Source organism: Cytophagales bacterium, from assembly GCA_033344775.1.
Classification (GTDB): Bacteria; Bacteroidota; Bacteroidia; order Cytophagales; family Cyclobacteriaceae; genus JAWPMT01.
This window is the reverse complement of the sequence record JAWPMT010000001.1, coordinates 855,318-873,003: the sequence shown is the minus strand read 5'-3', so window position 1 is coordinate 873,003 and position 17,686 is coordinate 855,318. Positions and strand designations below refer to the sequence as shown.

Annotated in this window: 16 protein-coding genes; 9 read left to right on the top strand and 7 right to left on the bottom strand. The window is 44.5% G+C overall.

Annotated elements, in window-relative coordinates; all coding sequences use genetic code 11:
- Positions 1–9 precede the first annotated feature (9 nt).
- Genes R8G66_03610 through R8G66_03595 form a run of 4 tightly spaced genes read left to right on the top strand, consistent with a single transcriptional unit; the run spans position 10 to position 4,189 of the window.
- Positions 10–867, top strand: coding sequence for an AraC family transcriptional regulator (locus R8G66_03610; GenBank protein MDW3191418.1), 858 nt, complete (start codon positions 10–12; stop codon positions 865–867).
- A gap of 42 nt (positions 868–909) precedes the next feature.
- The gene (locus R8G66_03605; protein MDW3191417.1) at positions 910–1,530 is read left to right on the top strand and encodes a hypothetical protein; all 621 of its coding nucleotides are present in this window, start codon (positions 910–912) and stop codon (positions 1,528–1,530) included.
- A gap of 4 nt (positions 1,531–1,534) precedes the next feature.
- Positions 1,535–2,008 carry a (2Fe-2S)-binding protein gene (locus tag R8G66_03600; protein MDW3191416.1) on the top strand — a complete coding sequence of 158 codons (474 nt, stop codon included), beginning with the start codon at positions 1,535–1,537 and terminating at the stop codon, positions 2,006–2,008.
- A 3-nt stretch (positions 2,009–2,011) separates the two neighbouring features.
- Positions 2,012–4,189, top strand: a complete 2,178-nt coding sequence (locus tag R8G66_03595; protein ID MDW3191415.1) for a molybdopterin cofactor-binding domain-containing protein — start codon at positions 2,012–2,014, stop codon at positions 4,187–4,189.
- Between the two features lie 460 nt (positions 4,190–4,649).
- Here the strand turns inward: R8G66_03595 and R8G66_03590 are convergent, their stop codons facing one another.
- Together R8G66_03590 and R8G66_03585 are read right to left on the bottom strand one after the other, a co-directional pair.
- Positions 4,650–5,333 carry a hypothetical protein gene (locus tag R8G66_03590; GenBank protein MDW3191414.1) on the bottom strand — a complete coding sequence of 228 codons (684 nt, stop codon included), beginning with the start codon at positions 5,331–5,333 and terminating at the stop codon, positions 4,650–4,652.
- Positions 5,326–6,360, bottom strand: coding sequence for an AMP-binding protein (locus R8G66_03585; protein MDW3191413.1), 1,035 nt, complete (start codon positions 6,358–6,360; stop codon positions 5,326–5,328). The genes R8G66_03590 and R8G66_03585 overlap by 8 nt, the downstream gene beginning before the upstream one ends.
- A gap of 13 nt (positions 6,361–6,373) precedes the next feature.
- Here R8G66_03585 and R8G66_03580 point away from each other — a divergent pair, with 13 nt between their 5' ends.
- The 3 genes from R8G66_03580 to R8G66_03570 all read left to right on the top strand — a co-directional run bounded on the left by R8G66_03580 (position 6,374) and on the right by R8G66_03570 (position 9,375).
- Entirely contained in the window at positions 6,374–6,928 is a 555-nt protein-coding gene (locus R8G66_03580; protein ID MDW3191412.1) for an RNA polymerase sigma-70 factor, read from the top strand.
- Complete coding sequence (locus R8G66_03575; GenBank protein ID MDW3191411.1) at positions 6,925–8,337, top strand: carboxypeptidase-like regulatory domain-containing protein; 1,413 nt, start codon at positions 6,925–6,927, stop codon at positions 8,335–8,337. The genes R8G66_03580 and R8G66_03575 overlap by 4 nt, the downstream gene beginning before the upstream one ends.
- A 63-nt stretch (positions 8,338–8,400) precedes the next feature.
- Entirely contained in the window at positions 8,401–9,375 is a 975-nt protein-coding gene (locus R8G66_03570) for a FecR domain-containing protein (protein ID MDW3191410.1), read from the top strand.
- Here the strand turns inward: R8G66_03570 and menD are convergent.
- Genes menD through R8G66_03555 form a run of 3 tightly spaced genes read right to left on the bottom strand, consistent with a single transcriptional unit; the run spans position 9,372 to position 12,674 of the window.
- On the bottom strand, positions 9,372–11,069 hold the full coding sequence (gene menD / locus R8G66_03565; GenBank protein ID MDW3191409.1) for a 2-succinyl-5-enolpyruvyl-6-hydroxy-3-cyclohexene-1-carboxylic-acid synthase: 1,698 nt from the start codon (positions 11,067–11,069) through the stop codon (positions 9,372–9,374). The genes R8G66_03570 and menD overlap by 4 nt on opposite strands.
- Positions 11,069–12,250, bottom strand: coding sequence for an isochorismate synthase (locus R8G66_03560; GenBank protein ID MDW3191408.1), 1,182 nt, complete (start codon positions 12,248–12,250; stop codon positions 11,069–11,071). The genes menD and R8G66_03560 overlap by 1 nt, the downstream gene beginning before the upstream one ends.
- A gap of 1 nt (position 12,251) precedes the next feature.
- Complete coding sequence (locus R8G66_03555; protein MDW3191407.1) at positions 12,252–12,674, bottom strand: hotdog fold thioesterase; 423 nt, start codon at positions 12,672–12,674, stop codon at positions 12,252–12,254.
- Positions 12,675–12,712: 38 nt separating this feature from the next.
- Here R8G66_03555 and R8G66_03550 point away from each other — a divergent pair, with 38 nt between their 5' ends.
- Both R8G66_03550 and R8G66_03545 read left to right on the top strand, forming a co-directional pair.
- Complete coding sequence (locus tag R8G66_03550) at positions 12,713–13,351, top strand: histidine phosphatase family protein (GenBank protein ID MDW3191406.1); 639 nt, start codon at positions 12,713–12,715, stop codon at positions 13,349–13,351.
- A gap of 99 nt (positions 13,352–13,450) precedes the next feature.
- Positions 13,451–13,816: an RNA-binding protein gene (locus R8G66_03545; protein MDW3191405.1), complete on the top strand. Its 366-nt coding sequence runs from the start codon at positions 13,451–13,453 to the stop codon at positions 13,814–13,816.
- A 64-nt stretch (positions 13,817–13,880) separates the two neighbouring features.
- On the opposite strand, the gene R8G66_03540 is transcribed toward R8G66_03545, so the two are convergent.
- Both R8G66_03540 and R8G66_03535 read right to left on the bottom strand, forming a co-directional pair.
- The gene (locus tag R8G66_03540) at positions 13,881–14,645 is read right to left on the bottom strand and encodes a LytTR family DNA-binding domain-containing protein (protein MDW3191404.1); all 765 of its coding nucleotides are present in this window, start codon (positions 14,643–14,645) and stop codon (positions 13,881–13,883) included.
- Between the two features lie 16 nt (positions 14,646–14,661).
- Positions 14,662–17,634, bottom strand: coding sequence for a two-component regulator propeller domain-containing protein (locus R8G66_03535; protein MDW3191403.1), 2,973 nt, complete (start codon positions 17,632–17,634; stop codon positions 14,662–14,664).
- Positions 17,635–17,686: the final 52 nt, after the last annotated feature.

Here is a 17,686-nt window from a genome sequence, read left to right as displayed (position 1 = left end):
TTTCGTAGCATGAGTGATCACGTGATGAAATTGATGCAGTGTGGTGAGATCACCATTGCTGCATCATGCCATGCGACATCTGACGAAAAAGTACCGTTCTATTTACCGGGAAATGCACTGGTCTACATGAAGACCGGAACGCTGCATGTTGAGTCAAAAGATGGTAACTATAACCTTGGGCCCGGACAATTTGGAATTCTCCGTAAGTTCTCCGAAGGTACCATGCACAAAACCTTTGCGCCTGCTGAGAAGGAAGCGAACCTATACACCTTTATGCTGACCAATGTGTTTGTGGAAAGGATTGTAAAGGACCTGTTATTATCATCAAAAGTGCCACCTTTTACTCAAGAGTGGTTGTCTTTGCCGGCAACGCCTGATTTGAATGCTTTTATAGAGGGCGTCATTACTTCCATTGAACAGGATGAGGATTTTGACCGACAAAAAGTTGAAGAACAGACCTACAAAGCACTCGTGGCTATTCTGAATTCTGATGAGAACGCGGCCATGGCTTTTCGTGAATATGCGATCTATGAAGCAGCGGATCTCCTTACCTATATGAATTACAATTTCATGTACAATATGCCATTGGAGTTGTTTGCGCGTCAGTCGGGTAGGAGTCTGTCTTCGTTCAATCGAGAGTTCCGGAAGATATTTAAGGAAACACCACGTAAATGGCTCATGAAAAAGCGATTGCAATTTGCTTTTGACTTGTTGTCATCTGGCAAGAAAGCCAGTGATATTTATGTGCAAACGGGTTTTGAAGACCTGGGACACTTCAGTAGAGCATTCAAAAAAGAATTTGGGATGGTGCCTTCTCTGGTGAAGGCCTCACCTGAAAAGTTGGGTCAAGCGACTTTCCAACCATAAGTATTGATTAAATTGAATTTGCTAACCTCTCAAATCAAATCTATGAAACATAAAACCATTTGGATCACCCTGTTTGGATTGGTGGTTCTGTTTTCCTCGGCCATTGGGATCCACATCACGGAGGAACCAGTTACGCCAGCGGAACCGGAAATGACCATGGAAATCCCGGAGGCGGATGAAGCTTTCCATAAAATGATGGATGTGTTGGAACACCAGCGTTGTGTCAATTGCCACCCTTCAGACAATGTGCCCAAGCAGTCAGATGACCGGCATCCGCATCATTTGGGGATCACACGTACCAATGGAACAGGTTCAGCCACCAATTGTCAGCAATGTCATGCGGATTCCAACAATGAGTATTCGGGTGTACCTGGTGCACCCCACTGGGCGCTGGCACCACCTAGCATGGCCTGGGAAGGACTCAATCGTTATGAGATCGCCCGCTCGATGATGGACCGATCCAAAAATGGTAACCGGTCAGCGGATGACATCATGCACCACCTCACCGAACATGAATTGGTTTTGTGGGCCTGGGAACCAGGGGTGGATTCGGAAGGGAATCCACGTGAAATCCCACCAGTAGGTAAGGAAGAATATATAGAAGCTGTTAAAACATGGATTGATGCCGGAGCCATCATTCCAGATGAAAATACTAAGGACTAAGACGATGAAAGTATCATTTCGCCTCAATGGCAAATCACAATCTGTAGATGTAGACGGAAACACGCCACTGTTGTGGGTGGTTCGTGATGTGTTGGACATGAAAGGAACCAAGTTTGGCTGTGGAAAAGCGGCCTGTGGTGCCTGTACCCTCCATGTGGATGGAGAAGCGGTAAGGTCGTGTTCTTATTCGGTCAAGTATGCCGAAGGCAAAGAGATCACCACGGTGGAAGGGCTGGGGGATGCGGATAATTTGCATCCGGTACAGCAAGCGTGGATCGAGGAAATCGTACCCCAATGTGGATACTGCCAACCTGGATTCATGATGGCCACTGCAGCACTTTTGGAGAAAATACCGAATCCGACGGACGAGGACATTGATAATCACATCATCAATGTGTGTCGTTGCGGGACTTACTATCGTATGCGAAAAGCCATCAAAAGAGCGGCAGAGATCAAATCAAACACCTTAATCGGCTAAGTCATGGGAGAAAAGAAGTTTTCAAGAAGGAAATTCATTGTCAGGACATTGCTTGGCGGAACGGGTGTGGCCCTGGGAGGGCTTTATCTCGGTAGAAATGGTATCCGAAGAGGGTTGTATGAAGTGTTGGAAGATCCGGACATGCTTTCTTACCTGGGAGATGTTTCTTCACCCTCCATGTGGTTTGAGGTCATGGCGGACAACACCATCAAACTGTTCAGTCCAAAGGTTGAAATGGGGCAAGGGTCATTCACTAGCCTGGTTCAGATTGCAGCAGATGAGCTGGAGGTGGACATGGAGATGATCAAGATTGAACATGCGGCCACGGAGACTGGAAATATCGATGGATTGAGTACCGGAGGAAGTACTACTGTTGCAGGTCTTTTTCAACCAATTAGAGAGCTATCGGCAACGCTACGTGAAATGCTCAGAGCGGAGGCAGCGAAAAAGATGGGCGTAGAGACCCACGGTGTGACCAACAAAAACGGTGTTTTCTCATCAGGTGATCAAACCATGACCTACGGTGAAACGGTAGCAGGGGTGACCGAATGGGATGTGCCTGATACACCACCCTTGAAAGACGTTAGCCAATACAAATACGTGGGAAAACCTGTACCGAGGGTTGATTTGGTAGATAAGGTGATCGGTACGCCCATGTTTGGAATGGATGCGTCCATGCCTGATATGCTTTATGGGGCTGTGGTAAGGCCTTCAAAGATTGGATCTAAGTTCAACGGGGCTGATACAGGGGGCGCTGAGAACATGCCTGGTGTCGTGAAAGTGGTGCTCGAGGACGATTTTGTGGGTGTGGTAGCAGAAACCTTGATCCAGGCAGAAAATGCCAAACGCAAGATCAAAGTAGATTGGGTGACACAGAAGGACTGGGCAACCGATGATATCGTTGAAATGACGAAGGTGGGTAAAGGAGAGTCCATGGTCATTCAGAAAGAGGGAAGCGCGGCTTCTACCCTGGATGATGCCGAGGAAACCAATGCGGATGGCTTCCTGAAGTTGGAATTTTCCAGCCCTATTGGTGCGCATGCGCAAATTGAGCCGAATGGAGCGGTTGCCTCAGTAGAAGGTGATAAAGCCACCATCGAAATGTCTACGCAAGTGGTAGCCATGACCCGTAAGGAGGTCGCCAGTCGATTGGGCATAGACGAAGAAAATGTAAATGTCATTCCTACTTACCTTGGAGGAGGATTCGGCCGCCGATTGCATACGCCACATGCGGTGCAGGCAGCGGTCATGAGTAAAGCAGTAGGAAAGCCCATAAAGTGCTTTTTTGACCGCAAGGAGGAATTTCAGAATGATACATTCCGTCCGCCGACCCATCACGTCATGCGGGCCAAATTGAATGATTCGGGAAGTATAGAAGCATTGGAACATCAGTTTTCGAGTGGAGATGTGGCCTATAATTCCGCTTTGTTGCCAGGGTTCGCCAATTCGATCATTGGTACGGATATGGGTGCAATTCGAGGGGGCATGATTCAGTATCGAAACATTCCTGGATTACAGACCGTGTCCTGGCATACGGACTTGCCTTTTGCGACGAGCTGGTGGAGAAGTTTGGGCTTACTGGCCAATACGTTTGCTATCGAGAGCTTCATGGATCAACTGGCCCAACAGGCGGGTAAAAATCCAGTTGATTTCCGCCTGGCACATATCGGTGATGATGAAAGAGGCCGTCGATTGAAGAAAGTGATCCAGGTCGCTGCTGAAAAATCCGGTTACCAGGATAAAGCTTCTGGGAATCGGGCAATGGGTTTTGCGGCTTCTACGGATGCCGGTACACCTTGTGCGCAGGTAGCCGAGGTGTCTGTTGAAGGAAAACGGATCAAAGTGGAGAAAGTGACTTGCGTCATGGATCCAGGATTCGCAGTAAACCCTGACCAGGTGAAAGCACAATGCGAAGGTTCCATCAATATGGGAATCAGTGCATCGATGTTTGAGCAGATGCAGGTAGAGCGAAGTGAACTTCGTCCGGTGATCTATGGTCCGTATCGTATGGCTTTGATGCGTGATACGCCGAAGGAAATCGATGTGGAGATCATCAACGGAACAGGCAAGCCTGGTGCCGTTGGAGAGCCGCCTCTAGGTCCAATTGGAGCAGCAATTGCGAATGCGGTATATCGAATTACCGGCCAGCGCCTGACGGATATGCCGTTGAAGTTGTCATAATAAAATCACGTCATTCCGGTTTTTTTGATCTTAAGTTTTATAGATGAGGTCAAAAAATACCGGAATCTCTTTTACGTGATTAGTAGATGCCGGAATTGTCTTGATTAGATCTAAACAAAGAGATTAGAATACATCAGGCTCAACCTGACAACTTTATTTATCGAAATGCGATATTCATCCCTGTTAGGGCTCTAAGCCCCTAACAGGGATTTTTTATACTCATTGATTGTTTTTCACACCCTTTCCTAGCATGACAGAAGTGAGCGCGAATATTTCACGGTTCTGTAGACATGCAGAACGCTGTTTCATCCGTGTTTGGGCATTCTGCAGGTCTGCAAAAGGCTTTTGCACGTATGTTTGGGGCTTCTGTAAGTTAGCAAAACGCTCTTGCACCTGTGCTCAGGTATGGATCAGCGCAGTAGAAGATTGGTGATTGACAGCTACAAAGTTGGAAACAGCCTTAGCCCCTCAACATTTCCACAAACTCCTGTGCCCCGGCTTCCGATCGAATTTCGAAGAACTGCTCGTTATCAAAAGTGAGCCAATAGCCTTTCTTACCGGCTTTAGCTTTCGGTACTTCATTGATGTCCAGGTTTTCTATTTGTCCCAGCACTGCTTTTAATTGTTCCCAGGGAAAAGGACGCTTATTTCCTTTTAGGACAAAACTTCGGGTGGCAAACTTGGCATGTAGTTGTAGGTCGATTCCTTGTTTGGTATTGATTAACTTTAAAAAGAAAGGATGCTCTCTTTTGGCCAGTTCATATATGGCCTGTATCAACTCTTCAAGCATGTATTCCCAATCTGAAAAATTGGTCGGAAAACCTGACTTTCCATTGTTGGTATATTCCAGAAACAGGTGATTCAATGCTTCTTCAGGTTGTGCGGCTTTAAATTCAGTGGCTTTTAGCAACCGGTCCAGCACTTGAACCCAAACTTCAGGCAGTATTCCTGACCACTCAAAATCATCTTCACCGGTGAATCCTTCTTCCAGGATTTCTTCTTCAGATAGCGATTCTCGTTGAACGTACTCCAGTTGGAACCGGACTTCCCAGGCCTTGCCCTTTTGGTAGATGTGTATGGTGTATCCGTGAGCGAAAGGAGGGGGTACTTGTTGGGTTAGAAAGGATATGTTGAGATCACGCATTGATTTGCTTCAAAAGATTTGCTCTGGTTTGATTGCGGTCCAGTTTGCCGGAGGCTGTTCGGGCAATCTGATGTCCAAAAAACAGGGCTTTGGGTTTTTCATACGAATGTAGCTCATCAAAATGAAGGGGTTGTTCATGGCCTTCGACAATCAACACCACTTTGTGGCCAAATTTAGCATCTGGAATGGAAGAAATCACAAAGGGCACATCCAATTGTTCTGACAGTATAGCTTCAACTCGTTCCGGTTGAATTTTAAATCCGCCGGAATTGATCACAAAATCTCCACGACCTTTCCAAATGAAGGTTTGTTTGTCCTGAATTTCAACCAGGTCATTGGTGGTAAGAGGTGCCTTCCCGGTAACCGTACCTGATATGGTGAGCTGTTGCTCGTTATTCAGCTCAAATTGTGCGTCGCCAATGGCTCGGAAAGCACTTTCGCCAAGCCGCCTGAGCGCTACGTGAGAAGCTGTTTCTGTCATGCCATAGGTGTGATAAAATCGGGTTCCGACAGCTAGTAGTCTTTCTTCCAATGCGGGATCTAAAGCGGCACCTCCAATAAGTATGTTGTCAATGGATTCCAGTATCCGGTTTTCAGATTGTAAAATTTTTTGAATTTGTAAAGGCACAAAAGAACCGGTAAAGTACGATCCTTCGGGCCAGGCGGTCAGTTGAGGATCTATCACAGTCAAGTCGGAATTACTCACCAACGCCCTGACTGCCACCATCATACCACCAATAAATTTCGGCGAAATAGGTAAGAGGAACGCATTGGATTGCCGATCATCAAAATTTAAATATTTCAATGTCTCCTTGGCGCTATATACTAGGATTTCCTTTGTAAGTTGGATTTTCTTAGGTTTGCTTGTGGAGCCAGAAGTTTCAAAGGTGAAAACTCTTTTTCCTTTTGTCCAAGACTGAATGAAGTCTAACAGGTGTTGTGAATCTTGCGAAAATTCTTTTTTTTCGAACCTTCCATTACCTATTTGATCGGATGTCAGTTGCTGGCCCTGAATGGTGATAATCATTGTACCATAAATTTTGGCGGAAACAGAAGCGATAATAGTCGAACGACTCAGAAACAAAGATAAGCGTGCTTTCGAACTTGTCTTCAATGAATACTATGGCATCATGGTCTCCTATGCCATGCGGTTCATGGACATGCGCGAAAATGCCGAAGAGATCGTTCAGGAAGTCTTTGTGAAGTTTTGGGAAAAATGCGAACAACTAGCCCTGGATTCTTCCATCAAAAGTTATTTGTATCGGTCCGTTCACAATACCTGTTTGAATCATCTCAAGCATGAGAAAGTCAAAGATGCTTATCGTCAATATGTGGTGCATTACATGGAAGAGTCTGCGGAGGATAAATACTTCCATAAGAATGCCGATGACATTCAGGAAAGAATCCTCGATGAGGTAAATAATTTGCCCCCACGTTGTAGTGAGATCTTCAAATTGAGCAGATATGAAGGCTTAAAATACCAGGAGATCGCTGAACATCTGGATATATCCGTGAAAACCGTGGAAGTTCAAATGGGCAAAGCCCTGCGTGTGCTCAGGGAAAAATTCAAGGATTACAAACTTGATCGTGAATGAGGAACCTGTGCGTCGTTGTGCTGCTGTGCTGTTGTACGGTGCTGTATGGTCAACAATCCAACCGCACGATCACGCTCAAAGTGGTAGATCAGCCGCTGGAGGTTATCCTGGACAGTATAAGTGTCAAGACCAGTTACTATTTCGCCTATAATTCAAGTTTGATTCCTGCTGGAAGTTTGTTTTCATGTGAAGCAACAAACGAACGACTATCCAAATTTCTGGACCGCCTGCTGATAGGTACAGAGATTGCTTATCAATTTCAGGGCGATCAAATTATCTTAAAGCGTATTCCTCCTGATAAAGTAAAACTCCCCACAGGACCTACGGGCTTTGTCATCTCGGGGCTGGCAAGGGAGTCAGATACAGGAGAAGCAGTCCCTGGAGTCAATGTCTTTCTGAATGGCACCTCAATTGGAGCCGTTACCAACGCCAATGGATTTTACAAATTTGAGAATGTGCCATTTGGTACCTACGAACTTGTTTTTTCACATGTGAGCTATGAGAAATCCATATTTGAAGTGAATGTGGGGGGAACAGGCTCCATTGTGGTCAATGGTAACATGAAGTTCAAGACCAATGAACTTTCAGAGATTGAAGTTTCCTCCAGCAGACTGGTCACACCTGAGGACTGGGAAAAGACTTATGCCGTCTTTAAGAGAGAGTTTTTTGGTGAATCATTCAATGCCCGTCGTTGTTCCATTCTAAATCCCGAAGTATTACAATTCTACACAGTGGATGGCGGTGACGTACTCTATGCGGAAGCCACGGGCCCATTGAGAATCAGAAATGAAGCCCTGGGGTACATGATCATCTATGAGTTGGAATACTTTGAGAACTTCGAGCAGCGTTTGGTCTATTATGGTAAGGTGAGATTTGAACAATTACCCGTTACAAATCAAAAGCAGCGTAAGCTTTGGAGAAGAAATCGCAAAAGCAGTTATCGGGGTTCGCTTCGGCATTTCCTGAAGTCGATGGTGCATGGGAATCTGCACCGACAAGGGTTCAGGGTATTCAAATCAGAAAATGTCATAGGGTTGTCAGATGCGCAAACCGAAAAAGTGAAAATAGAAGAGGTTTTGCAACGGAGATCTCCTGTGGAATGGCAACTGGAATTTCCTAATTACCTCTACATTGAGTACCTCAAAGAGAAGGAAAGTGACCAGTATCTCTTCCAAATGGCCAAGGAGTTGGAGGAAAAAGTGCTATTGAGTACAGATAATATTTTATTTTTGACCCGAAAACCCGATATTCAAAGATCTTTAGTGAAATTAAAAGAATCTTATGTGAATATCGATGCGAACGGACATATCAAGCAGCCTTTGGGGGTAACAACAATAGGTTATTGGTCTTGGGAAAGGTTCGCCGACATACTGCCAATTGAATATGATCCGAAAACGGATAATTTATAAAAAATTGGATAGGGTTTTTTTGAAGAAGAGTTGTTACCGATGTGAATTTGTTTGTAAAGGAGAATGGAAGAACTATTAGGAAAGTATTTTTCCGGTGAAGTTTCTGAACAAGAAGCTGAAAAAGTGAGGCAATGGCGTGCTGATAACGCCGATAATGCTCGTTTTTTCTTTGAGGCTAAATCAGCCTGGCATGCTGCCACTTCCTATGAAGCACCCGCAGGTGTTTTGGATTCTATCCTCAATGATCATGCCAAAACAATAGATTTTGATCAGAAAATTTCAGAAGAAAAATCAAATAGCAATTGGTTCAGAGTAGCTGCAGTGATCGCTTTGTTGGTGGTTGCCGGAGTAGCGGGATGGTTTGTAATGAATAGCAGACCCACAACGATTCCATTCGATACGCCTCCCATGGCTGCGGCAGTTCTTTTGGACGATGGATCAATCTTGTCATTGTACGAGGGAACTACTTACGAAGTAGTGGAAATGAGTAACACACAGCGCGTCGTGAGGGTTTCTGGAAAAGCATACTTCGACGTGTTACGTGATACCGATCGACCTTTTGTGATCTATGCGAACGACGCCATGATCCAGGTATTGGGTACTTCTTTTTCTATTGATACAGATGCTGATCTGGGCACAGAGGTAATGGTAGAGAGTGGAAGAGTGGCTGTTTCACACAACCCTGAAATATTTACAGGAAACTCGGAAGAGGTATTGCTAGTTAAAGGGGAGATGGGAATTGTGAAAAATTCCGAGGAGTCTATCACGAAGCAAAGGATCGGAGATGACAACTACCTCGCCTGGAGTACCGGCGTGATTTCGTTCAAACAAGATAATTTGTCTGAAGTGGCCAAATTATTGAAAGAAGTTTATGGAATGGAAGTGGAATTCCAGAACCAAGAATTGATGAATTGTCAGCTGACAGCAAAATTTAAGAAAAAAAGTGCGAAAGAGATAATCCAAATTATTTCTTCTACGTTTGATATCACACACAGAATAACCAACGATAGAGTAGTGTTTTCTGGTAAAGGTTGTTAAGAGTCCCCGAAAGGGGACTTTTCTTTTAAATAGCCTTTCACTTTTCGGTAGACTTCCCCATTGATCTCAGCCTTAGTCTGAATCTCCATCAACCCATTTTTTTTAGATTTCAAGAAACTTTCCAGTTGTGATTGTAATCCGATCTTGTCATTGATCAGGAAATAGTCAAATTGGATTTCATCCGCGAATCTGGCAAACGAAAGATCATGTCTGGTTTCAAAGTATTGCTTACGGTCTTGCGCTGCTAATACTTTCGGGCCTGGAATCAAATCAAAAATGCCACCCCCGCAATTGTTGGAGACGATGATCTTCAAGTTTGGGGACAGGTCATTTAGAAAGGCATTTCGATCATAGAGGGCACTCAGATCGCCAGTGATAAGAATATTCATCTGATCAGAAGTTGAAGCAAAACCAACTGCGGTTGAAACCGGCCCATCAATACCACTGGTGCCACGATTGCAATGAAAGGTGATGTGCTTTTGCTTTGGTGCTAAGAAGTTGGCATATCGCACCGCCATGCTGTTGCTCAAATGTACATGGCTACGTGCCGGGATCTTTGCCATCAATTCCTTAAATACCCAAAACTCACTGAAAGATTGAGCGTTGACAGCACCTTGAAGATGCAGATCAGTAGCTTTTTCAACGGATTGCCAAAGCACCTGATATTCCGCTGGCTGTGGACCTGTGGTTTCCACGAGCTCAAGAAAGGCAACTGGGTTCCAAGAAATGACTTTGCGTAAGTTTCGAAAAGTATCCAGAGGACGATGTGAGCCTATGGTCCAGTGATCCAGGTCCTTTCGTAAAGCTATTTTTAGGTTCTTGGAAATGAGCGTTTTTCCAAACGTAATGACCAGGTCCGGTTTTAAGGATTCGGCAACTGCTGGATCGGCGAGGAACAAGTCTTGTTTGGTAATGATTCCTTTCAAGTTATTTGCATTACTGATCACATCCGCTACAATGGGGATGTGATGTGACAGGCTGATCTTATTTAAAGCATATAAAAACTTTTCGTCATATTCATCCTGCCCTAGTACAAACAGCCGCTTGGAGTACTGCATCCAATCTCGAAATACTTCCGATCTCTCCTGACTATCTAAAGGAGTAGCGGTACCTTCAAGGACCGTCCTTACCGGTAATTTTTCAGAAAATTGATATTGATCCAGGTCCTTGGGGTAGAAAGGTTCCCGAAAGGGAATGTTCACATGAACAGGACCTTTTACGCCTGAATTGGCGGTATTCACCGCGTCGTTGAGCTTTCGTTGGTATTCCCATTGTGCATCAGTGTGGCTCAGGTCTACGGGCAAATCATAGTTTGCTTTCACATGGGGAGACAGTACGTTCGATTGACGAATGGTTTGTCCATCCCCCTGGTCGATCCACTCGGGCGGTCGATCAGCGGACAGAAAGATCACCGGAACTTCCTGATAGAAGGCCTCAGCACATGCCGGGGCAAAATTGAGGACTGCCGATCCTGATGTGCAGCAAACCACTACTGGCTTACCCGTTGCTTGGGCTATCCCAATGGCAATGAAACCCGCCGACCGTTCATCCACCACGCTGACTTTTTTGATCCCCAGGTTTTGAACAAATGAAATAGTCAAAGGCGCATTTCGTGATCCGGGACAGATGATCACTTGTTCCACTCCCAGGAGTCGAAATATTTCGGAAGTATCGAAAACAGTTTGATGCATCATCAATGAAGAATCACTCGTTTCATCGTTTTTAGTTTCAGATCCGTTTCGATGTGCTCTTTCTCGGGATCAGAATCTTCAGTGATGCCTGCACCTGCATAGAATCGGGCCACATGGTCTTTGATACGAGCGCATCGGAGGTTGACAAACAAGTTGGTGGTGTTTCTGATATTGACGGGCCCAAGGAAACCAGAATAGAAGGCACGATCAAAGCCCTCGTTTTCACGAATAAATTCCAGCGATTTGCCCAGAGGCATCCCGCATACGGCGGAGGTAGGTTGCAACAGGTCAAGCATGGTGGTACCCAGGCGAGGAGAGTGCGTTGCCTCCATGTCCACTGTGAATTGTGTTTTGAGATGAGCCAACTGACCTGCTTTCACCGTTTTAGGGCCATATTCATCGAATTCCCGCAGACGGATCTTTTTGAAACAATCGATAATATAGCGACTGACCAACGCCTGCTCTTCAATTTCTTTTTGGGTCCAGGTAAGGTCGCTGAGTTTTGCCGCTTCTGGTAATGCCTGTGTGCCGGCCAATGCGACCGTTTTGAAATATTTATTGCCTTCTAATTCAATCAGTTCTTCTGGGGTAGCACCCAGCCAAACCCCTTCATTGGGGATATAGCAAGCATAGGTCATGGCGTTGGGATACCGCTGATTCAATTCCTCAAACTTCTGAAAACAATCCAGATCCGGAGCCACTGAATGATCTTCATACCTTGCCAGTACGATTTTTTGGGCATGTCCCTGCGCAATCTCATCAACTGCCGTTTGGACAAGATCCGGGTAAGAAATTTCCTGATTGTAATCGGTAGTATTTGACTTGATCTGCGCAGGTTTTTCCTGGACTTCATTCAGAAACCCATCCAAATGGGTCCCTGATAATACCGGGTCAATTTCAGTGCGATGTTCCTGTTCCTCACTGATGATCAGAATATCGGCTTTGAGTAGGATCGATTTACAAGGATGGGAAGATAAAAACCGGTTGATCAGAAATCCGGGTTTCATTTCTTCCAGTTCACGTTCCTTTGGTTCAAGGTCAGGTCTGGTATCAATCAGTAAGAAGGACTTTTTGTGTTGCGGAAGGGACCAGGTCACCATAGGATACCCCTTGTTAATGGCCAGTTTCCACCACGTTGCTGGTGCTAATTGAAGTGAGGTTAGCTTTTTCTGATTTAGACTCACACTAATGTCTTTGGTCAATAATGGAGCATGTCAATCGACTTACACAGACCAGTTGGTCTTGTTCATTGGTGATCTTTATTTCCCAAACGTGAGTTCTGGAACCCACGTGGAGTGGCCGGCAAATGCCATATACCAGACCTTCTCTGGCCGATTTGATGTGATTTGCATTGATCTCTAACCCCACAGGCGCCTTCTTCGATATGTCAATAACCAATGTAGAAGCAATACTTCCTAAAGTTTCTGCAAAAGCCACAGAAGCTCCTCCGTGTAACAAGCCCATGGGCTGTTTTGTTCGCTCATTGACTGGCATCGATCCTTTGATGTAGTCTTTACCAACCTCCAGGATCCTAATACCGATAGCATCAAACATGGTATTTTTTCCTATATCATTCAATGCCTCGATGGACAAGTCTTCTGGAAACATAAATGGATTATTTTCGCCGCTTAATTAGCAACAAAAATATGGATGACACATCCAAATCCAAGCGAATATTTATTGTAAGGCACGGTGAGACGGACTATAACAGGCAGGGAATGGTGCAAGGCAGAGGTATCGACGCGCCTTTGAATGCGTTTGGACTGAGTCAGGCTAAATCATTTTACTCACACTATAAGCATGAACATTTTGATCATGTATATGTGTCAGAATTGCAGCGGACTTACCAATCAGTAGAGGGATTCATCAATGATGGATTGCCATATACCAGATTAGCAGGGCTCGATGAGATCAGCTGGGGATCGCAGGAAGGAGTGAAATTTTCAGAGAGCACGCTAACTGATTATCAGGCCACGGTAGAGCAATGGAAGCAAGGTGAGCTGGATGTAGCTGTTGGAGGTGGTGAGTCACCTAATCAGGTCATGCAACGACAAAAGATTGCCATTAAACATATATTATCTAATCATCAAGAAAAACAGATCTTGATCTGTATGCATGGTCGTGCCATTCGAATCCTCGTTTCCTGGCTGTTAGGGCATGATTTGAGCCTTATGGACCAGTTTCCTCACCACAATTTGGGGCTTTATCAGCTGTTCTACACAGGAAATATGTTTCAAATAGAAAAAGTTAATGAGACCAATCATTTACAATTGGTAAAAGAATAACCTACATTTGCCGGCTCGTAGGTTTTTACATCGTCACTCTATTTTCCTCAGGTCTTTAAGTGAAGCTGTGATCATCCGCGGCTAATTATATTATTACTAATGAACATTTTTGTAGCTAAGCTGAACTATGATACCTCTGAGGAGACTATAGAGCAGCTATTTGCGGAATACGGCGACGTAGATTCTGTGAAGATTATTATGGACCGGGACACTGGTCGAAGTAAAGGTTTTGGTTTCGTAGAGATGTCTGATGAAGAAGCAGGACAGGAGGCAATCTCCAACTTGAATGAAACCAATGTTGACGGTCGTACGATCGTTGTTAAAAAGGCGAACCCTAGAGAAGACAGAGGCGGCGGAGGCCGCGGAGGCTATGGCGGCGGCGGTGGTCGTGGCGGTTATGGCGGTGGCGGAGGCTACGGCGGTGGTCGTGGTGGCTACGGCGGTGGCGGCGGAGGTCGTTACTAAGTTGTTTCAAAGAAATTTTGAAAATACGATATAGAGGATCCCGGCCAATTGGTCGGGATTTTTTTTATAGCAATACTTTACCCTTCAGAATCTTCAATAGGCCAGGTTTTTTTCGCGTAGACACGGTAAGGGTCTCCTGATTGGACATCACCACATAATTTCCTTCCTGATGATGGTAGCTTTCCAGATGTGCCAGATTGATCAGGGTGGATTGATGGACCCGCAAAAAGCCTTCATTACTCAGCATTTCCTCGAATTCTTTAAGCGTTTTTGAAACGACCATTGGCATCTCATCTCCTTCGAAATAGAACTTGGAATAGTTGCCGAACGCCTGTATATGTATGACTTTGGACAATTGCTTGAGGTAAATTCCCTGCCCTGTATTCAAAGCAATTTTTGTGTCAGGTGAGATCGCATTAGACAAGGCTACAATTTGTTCAAGTTGTGCCACAGGTAGCCTTGTTTCTTGCTGTTGCAATTGCTGAATGCGCTCCAGAGTAGCTTGTAACTCGTCCGGATCGATGGGTTTTAACAAATAGTCAAAAGCATGATGACGAAATGCGTCCAGTGCATATTGGTCGTAGGCCGTTGTAAATACCAGATGAAACTTTCCAAAATTTGGTATTTCGTGCAGGATGTCAAAACCCAATCCATCTTGTAGTCTAATGTCAAGAAAAAGAATGTCAGGGGTCAATTCCTGCAATAAATGAATGCCTTCTTTGACGGAATAAGCCCGGCCAATGATCTGAATCGGTAAGTCTACGGCATTCAGCTCCATTTCCAGTGAGGCTACTGCTTGCTTTTCATCATCAATGATTACGATTTCCATAGGTTACATCGAAGGTTTAAGTTAATACTTCCACAGTTTTATACCTCAATGGGAGCCTTAACCGGACACAAGTCCCTTGCTCACCTGCTTTGGTCTGATTGGATATGATTTGGATTTCACATGGTTCTTCATATTGACGGGCCATCAGGTCTAGCCGTTCTTTAATGTTGTCAAGCCCTACGGACTGATGTGTTGATTTGATTCCTTGATCAAATCCTACACCATCGTCCTGTATAGTGCAGATCAAAGATCCGGTTTCTGTGCAAAACTTGATTTCGAGTTTCCCCTGACCTTTAGGGGCTATGCCATGAATGACCGCATTTTCTACCAGTGGCTGAATGACCATTGGTGGGATCTGTAAGTCTTCAAGCTGAGGGTCATCCTGAGGAAGTAAGATGCTAAACTGGAAGATGTCATCGTATCGCTTACGCATTAATTCTAAGTAGAGGTTGATGATCTCGATTTCCCGACGAAGAGGGATGAGTGCTGTATTGCATTCCAGTATTCGTCGAAGCAGTCTGGCGAACTTAGAAATGAATCGATTGGCCTCCTGAAATTGATTTTGAGCATAATAACCTTTGATGGCGTTCAGGGAGTTGAATAAAAAGTGTGGATTCATTTGCATCAATCCGGATTTTTGTTCTGCGATTAGGTAAGACTTTTCCAATTCTAATTTTTCTACTTCTGCGGTTACCAACTGCCTTTCCATATCGTATTGTTGTTTCAGCTGGTTGATGCGATACCACCAGATCCCTGAACCAAGCAGAATAAGAAACAAGAGTGCCGAAAACTTAAACCACAGGGTGTTCCAGAATGGCGGTCGGATGATAAAAGGAATATGTAAAGCTGAGCCCACCTGATTATTGGGAGTTACTGTCCTAAGTTTGAGCCCATATTGGCCTGGTTTCAAAGCGGCATATGTAACCTGTCTGTCTTTGGTGATAGACCAGCTATCTTCAGAGCCTTCTAGCTGATAATGATAACTCAGGTTTCCCAGGTTTTTTGAAGAAAGACCCAGAAAATGAAAACTTATGGAGTTGTCCTGATAGTTGAGTGTGAGTATTTTTTCGGGATCTACTGGAGTGGGTTGCGCATTCACCTCGATGGATATTAGACGTATATCCGGCGCTGTGAGGATTGATGTTTGCTCATTTAAGTCATATGTGATGAGGCCTTGTTCTGTGGCCATGTACAAGGTGGAATCAATTTTCTCTATGTCTGTAATGATCGTAGCATTCATACCCAATTGATGCCCAAGGTTGACCAAATCATAGTCTTGGGGGGTATTCAGTCGGAGTAGGTCAATGCTTTCGGTGGTGCCGATCCATAGGTTCCCGTCTTCATCCATGTACAAGGATTGACAATTGTTGCTGGACAGGCCATTCTCTTCACCGATCACGGCTACTACCTCATCGGTCTTTAGCAAGATCAAACCGTAGTGATTGCTAGCCACGAATAAAAGATCTGTTTTATTGTCGTAGAAGACATCATTGATCTGTGTGTTTCGCAGCAGATGATCATCTCTAACTTGTTGGATTTGGTCATCAATCATTTTATAGAGCCCTTTAATCGTTCCAAAATAGAGGTCTTTCCCAGGCCCAGGGGCAATCTTGTTGGTGGTCAGTTCTAACACCACACCTTTAACCACCGCTTTGTGTGTCTCGGTATAGAGTCCTTCTTGTTTTTTCGGGTGCCTTGAAAGGAGCCCGTTGAAGGTTTCAATGTCAAATCGAGTGAGCATTTTGCCAGCAAGAAAAATCTCATCTCCCGTACAATAGATGTCATTGGCAAACATGTTCAGGTAGGAATCTTGCTCATCTTCTATGATCAGTACATTAGACTTGTTAGGAATCGCCAATCGGTCCGGTGATAACCATCTCAAGGTAGTTACTTGTTGATTACCATGATCCTCGAAACGAGCTATTTTGGTTTGACCTTGTTTCATCTGGGCATAATATCCATTTTTCATGCCTATCAATAAAGAGTGGCCCTTGCCTTTCATCAGACTCGTCACCTGATCTACCGGCAAGCCATCTGCTTTGGACAAGACTTTTAGTTTTGGTGAAGGGGAGAGGTAGATCCCTTCTCCGAGTGTCGTGACCCACAAACTACCTTCTTGATCAATTAGCGTATGAGAAACCATCGAAGAGGGCAAATAGACGGGACTTAGCGCTGACCAATCGGTAGCGGACAATTCCAATAACCCTTTTCTTGTGCCTACATAATAATTGTCTTCTTTTGTCAAACCTATCCAGGTTATGATTTGGTCTTTCTCTAATTGTACTTTTGGTACCATTTCGTTTTCCTGAATCTCGTAGATTGTGTTACCGTAGCCCATGAGCAAAATGTCTTTGTGCTTTAGTACCCTTGGGTAATGTTTACTCAAAGCAAGGCCACCAATCGTATCGATTTTGTCCTCGTTCAAATGGGCAATACCCGACGAGGTGAATAAAGAAACCGTGTTTTGGTCTTGCCATGCAGCATAGCTATTAGTGATCACAGGGATTTCTTTGATTTTCTCCCCTTTGAGCAAAAAGACTCCTCCGCCATAGGTTCCCACATACAAAGTAGAATCTCTGGATTCAAACATGAAGGTGTGGAAATCTTTAGAATGAAGCTCCTTCAGTGAAGGCTCATTATTGGAATTATAAAATTCACCGTCTTTGTAATAACAGAATTCACCATTGAAGGAAAGAAACCAAAGTCGACCCTGGCGATCTTGATAAATATTGAACACCTCATTGGCCGTTAGTCCGTCTTCGTAATTGAAGTTTTGGAATTCATAGCCATTGAAACGACTCACGCCCATGTCTGTTCCAAACCAAAAAAAGCCTTCCTTATCCTGAAATACGCAATAGACGTTATTGGATTCCAAACCCTTGGCGATGCCTAATTTCTGAGCATATAATTGTTGAGCGTGCGTTTCAATTACTGATAGAAACAGGAATAAGAAGAGATTGAAAAGGACAAGTTTCCACAGGTTGATCATATTCTTACAATAAAGATAGATTGGATTTTTCATCGGTTTTGTCCTGTCAAAA